The organism is Streptomyces rugosispiralis (assembly GCF_024505145.1).
GTDB lineage: Bacteria > Actinomycetota > Actinomycetes > Streptomycetales > Streptomycetaceae > Streptomyces > Streptomyces rugosispiralis.
On record NZ_JANIAA010000106.1, the window covers coordinates 1 to 5,447 of the forward strand.

2 protein-coding genes are annotated in these 5,447 nt (G+C 71.1%); both read left to right on the forward strand.

Features of this window, described 5'->3' with window-relative positions; genetic code table 11:
• The coding region (locus NP777_RS46430; RefSeq protein ID WP_305890845.1) for an SDR family NAD(P)-dependent oxidoreductase at positions 1-4,333 on the forward strand (4,333 nt) is incomplete at its 5' end.
• Positions 4,334-4,359: 26 nt separating this feature from the next.
• The coding region (locus NP777_RS46435) for a beta-ketoacyl synthase N-terminal-like domain-containing protein (RefSeq protein WP_256656247.1) at positions 4,360-5,447 on the forward strand (1,088 nt) is incomplete at its 3' end.

The following is a 5,447-nucleotide window of genomic DNA, read 5'->3' on the forward strand; positions in this document are numbered from 1 at the left end:
TGGGGTGCGGGCACGGCGGATCGATGTGGACTATGCCTCGCATACGTCGCAGGTGGAGGCGATCGAGGGGGAGTTGGTTCGGTCGTTGTCGCAGGTTCGGCCGGTGTCCTCGCGTATCCCGTTCTTCTCCACGGTGGAGGGGGAGTGGGTGGATACGGCCGAGTTGGATGCCGGGTACTGGTACCGCAACCTGCGGAGCACGGTGCGCTTCGCCCCGTCCATCGACCGGCTGATCGAGGAAGGCTTCGCGGCGTTCATTGAGGTGAGTGCCCATCCGGTGCTGACGATGAGCATCGAGGCGGCGGCAGAGCGAGCCGACGCGGGGCCGGTGGTGGTGACCGGGACGCTCCGCCGGGACGAGGGTGGCATGCGCCGCGTGCTCACCTCCCTGGCCGAAGCGTATGTACGTGGTGTTCCCGTCGACTGGACCGCCCTGCTCGGCGACACCCCTGCCCACGCCGCGCTGGATCTGCCCACCTACGCCTTCCAGCGTCAGCACTACTGGCTGGGACGGCGAGGCGAATCGGTGGACGCGACCGCGCTGGGGCTTGTGCGGGCCGACCACCCACTGCTGGGTGCCGTGACCGAGCTGCCCGAGTCGGGGGGCCTGCTGTTCACCTCCCGACTGTCGCTGCGTACGCATCCGTGGCTGGCCGACCACGCGGCGGCGGGCACGTTGCTGTTGCCCGGCGCGGCCTTCGTGGAGCTGGCGGTGCGCGCCGGTGACGAGGTCGGCTGTGGTGTCGTCGAAGAGCTTGTCGTCGAAGCGCCGCTCGCCCTGCCCGAGCGCGACGGTGTGCAGTTGCGGGTGAGTGTCGGCGCGGCGGACGACTCCGGCCGGCGCCCGGTGGCAGTGCACTCACGCGGCCGGGACGGCGACACCGACACCCCCTGGACTCGCCACATCAGCGGCACTCTCGCCCAAGACACCGCTGGTGACCTGGACGCGGACCTGACGCAGTGGCCTCCCACCGGGGCGGTGGCAGTCCCGGAGGAGCGGGTGCGCGGCGTCTACGAGGAGCTGGAGGCGAGCGGTTACGGATACGGCCCCGCCTTCCGTGGTCTGCGCGCCGCGTGGACACGAGGCGACGAGATCTACGCCGAGGTCGGCCTGCCCGAGGAGCTGTCGGCCGAAGCCGCCGCGTTCGGGCTGCACCCCGCACTGCTCGACGCGGCCCTGCACGCCACCGCGTTCCGCGACCGTACCGACGACCAGGCAGGGCCCGCGTTGCCGTTCGCCTATCGCGGAGTATCCCTGCACGCCTCCGGCGCTTCGGCACTGCGCGTACGTATCACACCCAACGGCAAGGAAGGCGTCGGCCTGCGGCTGGCCGATCCGAGCGGGGCGGCGGTGGCGGTGATCGAGTCATTGGTGTCGCGGCCGATGCCGGCGGCGTTGCTGGGCACCGCCGCACGGGCCTCGGCCGACCGGATGTTCCTCGTAGGGTGGGAGCCACTGCGGGTCGAGGCCGCCGACGTACCACTGGACACCGTCTCCGTACACACGGCCCAGGACGTACGGCAGTTGGCCGCCCGAACCGACGCGCCGGTCGAGGTACCGCAGGTGCTGCTGTACGAGATCGGTCCCGGCGATGGCGCGAGCGACGACACCAGCGCGACCCGCGCGCATGAGCTGACCGGCCAAGTGCTGGACGTGCTGCAGACATGGCTGACCGAGCCCACGCTGGAGGACTCACGCCTGGTGGTGCTGACGCGGCGCGCCGTAGGAGTGCGGGACACCGACCCGGTCGATCCGGCGGTCGCCGCGGCCTGGGGGCTGGTCGGCACCGCGCAGTCGGAGAACCCCGGGCGGATCCTGCTCCTCGATCTGGACGACACACCGGCCTCCACGGAGGCCCTGCCCACCCTGCTGCCCGCTCTGCTGGCCGGAGATGAACCGCAGCTCGCGCTACGCGCGGGCGTCTGCCACCAACGCCGCCTGACCCGGGCGACGGCCGACGAGGCACTGGTGGCACCCGAGGGAGAACCCGCGTGGCAGTTGGGCACCCGTGGTCCGGGGACGCTGGAGGGCCTGGCGCTGCTGCCGTCGCCGCGGGCACTGGCGCCACTGCCGCCGGGCCATGTCCGGATCGAGACACGTGCCGCGGGACTCAACTTCCGCGATGTGCTGATGGCGCTGGGCATGTACCCCGGCGAGATCAGCATCGGCAACGAGGGCGCGGGTGTGGTCAGGGAGGTCGGCCCGGGTGTCACCCGCTTCGCCCCGGGCGACCGGGTGATGGGGCTCTTCGAGGGTGCGGGCGGCCCCATCGCCGTCGCCGACTGCCTCACCCTCGTCCAGATGCCCGAGGGGTGGTCCTTCGAGCAGGCGGCCGCGGTCCCCTGCGCATTCCTCACCGCCTACTTCGGGCTGCGGGACCTGGCAGGGCTGGAGCGCGGGGAGTCGGTCCTGATCCACGCGGCCGCCGGTGGCGTCGGCATGGCCGCGGTGCAGCTGGCGCGGCATTGGGGCGCCGAGGTCTACGGAACGGCCAGCCCGGCCAAGTGGGACGCGGCGCGTACCGCCGGAGTCCCGGACGGACGGCTTGCCAACTCCCGGACGCTGGAGTTCGAGCGGCGGTTTCTCGAGCTGACCGACGGCCGTGGCTTCGATGTGGTGCTGGACGCCCTGGCCGGGGACTTCGTGGACGCCTCACTCCGGTTGCTGCCCAGGGGCGGCCGGTTCATCGAGATGGGCAAGAGCGATATCCGGGACGCCGAGGAGGTGGGCACTCAGCGCCCCGGCGTGGCTTATCGGGCGTTCGACCTGGCCGAGGCCGGTGGCGAGCGCATCCAGCGGATGCTGACCGAGCTGGTCGACCTCTTCGAGAAGGGGGTGCTGACCCCGCCACCGGTGACCGTATGGGACATCCGGCACGCTCCGGCCGCCTTCCGCTTCATGAGCCGGGCGCAGCACATCGGCAAGAACGTGTTCACCCTGCCGCGCCGACTCGACCCGGACGGCACCGTGCTCATCACGGGTGGTACCGGATCGCTGGGCAAGGTGGCCGCGCGGCGCCTGGCGACCGAGCACGGCGTACGGAATCTGGTGCTGACGAGCCGAAGCGGACCCCAGGCCGCCGGCGCCGGAGAGCTGGTGCGGGAACTGACCTCGCTCGGCGCACGGGTACGGATCGCCGCCTGCGATGTGGCAGACCGCGACGCCCTGGCCGGGTTGCTGTCCGCACTGCCCGAAGACGCGCCGCTGACCGGCGTGGTGCACAGCGCGGGCGCGCTCGACGACGGTGTGATCACCGCCTTGACCAGGGACCGGCTGGACACGGTCTTCGCCCCGAAGGTGGACGCCGCACTCCATCTGCATGAGCTGACCCGGCATCTGGATCTGGCGGCCTTCGTCCTGTTCTCCTCGGCCGCGGGGACGCTGGGCGGCTCGGGGCAGGGAGGCTATGTGGCGGCCAACGCCTTCCTGGACGCCTTGGCACATCGGCGCCGCACCGAGGGACTTCCGGGCATCTCCCTGGGCTGGGGGCTGTGGGCACAGGGCGCGGGGGTCGGGCTGACCGGCCACCTCACCGACGCCGACCAGCAGCGCATGGCGCGCGGGGGCGTGGCCGGGCTGTCGGAGGACGAAGGCGGGGCACTGTTCGACACCGCACTGCGCATGCCCCAGCCGGTGGTGCTTCCGATGAAACTGGATCTGGGCGCACTGCGGGCCCAGACCACCGCCACCGGACCGGTGCCACCGTTGCTCCGTGGCCTCGTCCGGCAGAGTCGGCGCATCGCGCGGACCGCCGCCGATCTGGACGCCTTCACCCAGCGCCTGACCAGGGCCACCCCCGAGGAGCAGGAGCAGATCCTGCTCGGCCTGGTCTGCCGGGAGGCGGCTCGGGTCCTGGGCCACGCCTCCGCCCACGCCATCGGGCCGGACCTGGCGTTCAACGAAATCGGCTTCGACTCCCTCACGGCGGTGGAACTGCGCAACCGGCTGGCCAACCACACCGGGATACGGCTCCCGGCCACGCTGGTCTTCGACTATCCGACGCCCACTGCCCTGATGCGCCACTTGCGGACGAAGCTCTGCCCGGACGCCCCACCTGAGCGGCGCCTCGCCGGGAGTGAGGAGGATCTGCGCCGCGCACTGGCCAGGACCCCGCTGAGCCGCTTCCGGGAGCTGGGCATCCTCGACACCCTCATGGCGCTGGTCCGAGAGCCCGAAGCGGTGCGGCAGATGGACGGGCAAGCGACGGAAGAGCAAACGGCGGGGGAGCAAACGGGGGAGGAGCAATCGGCAGACGGGCAATCGACTGCTGCGATCGCCGACATGGATGTCGCCAGTCTGGTGCGACGAGCCATGAGCAAGGCCGGGAAGTAATGTCGGTTCGGAATGCGGAGGCCGGGATGACCACTCCCGAAGCGAAGGTCGTCGAAGCGCTGCGTGTCACGCTCCTGGAGAACGAACGGCTCGAGCGGGAGAACGCCGACATACGCCGCGGCCTGTCGGAGCCGATCGCGATCGTGGGGATGGCGTGCCGGTTGCCGGGCGGGGTGACCACACCGGAGGCGCTCTGGGACCTGGTGATGGAGGGTGGTGACGCGATCGGCGGGTTTCCGGAGGACCGCGGCTGGGATCTGGAGAATCTCTTCCACCCGGATCCGGATCACCCGGGCACCAGCTATGTCCGCGAGGGTGGCTTTCTCCACGACGCGGGGGAGTTCGACGCGGGCTTCTTCGGCATTTCGCCGCGTGAGGCCCTGGCGATGGATCCGCAACAGCGCATCATGCTCGAGACCTCCTGGGAGGCGTTCGAACGGGCGGGGATCGACCCGACCGCGTTGCGCGGCAAGGACATCGGCGTCTTCTCCGGCGTGACGTACCACAGCTACGGTTCCGGAGCGCGGGTCCCCGAGGAGCTCGAGGCGGTCATGGGTACGGGCACCTCGGCCAGCGTCTTGTCGGGGCGGGTGTCGTACGCGCTTGGCTTCGAGGGGCCGTCGGTGGCGGTGGACACGGCGTGTTCCTCGTCGCTGGTGGCGTTGCATCTGGCCGTGCAGGCGCTGCGGTTGGGCGAGTGCTCGATGGCGCTGGCCGGAGGCGTGACCGTCATGGCCAACCCCGGCATCTTCGTCGGCTTCTCCCGCCAGCGCGGGATGTCCAAGGACGGCCGTTGCAGGGCCTTCGCGGCCGCGGCGGACGGCACCGGCTTCTCCGAGGGCGCGGGTGTGCTGCTGGTCGAGCGGTTGTCGGATGCGGAGCGGAACGGTCACCGGGTGTTGGCGGTGGTGCGGGGCAGCGCGGTGAACCAGGATGGTGCGTCGAATGGGTTGACGGCTCCGAATGGTCCGTCGCAGCAGCGGGTGATCCGGCAGGCGCTGGCGAGCGCGGGGCTGGTGGCTGCGGATGTGGATGTGGTGGAGGCGCATGGGACGGGTACGGCGCTGGGCGATCCGATCGAGGCGCAGGCGCTTCTGGACACGTATGGCCAGGG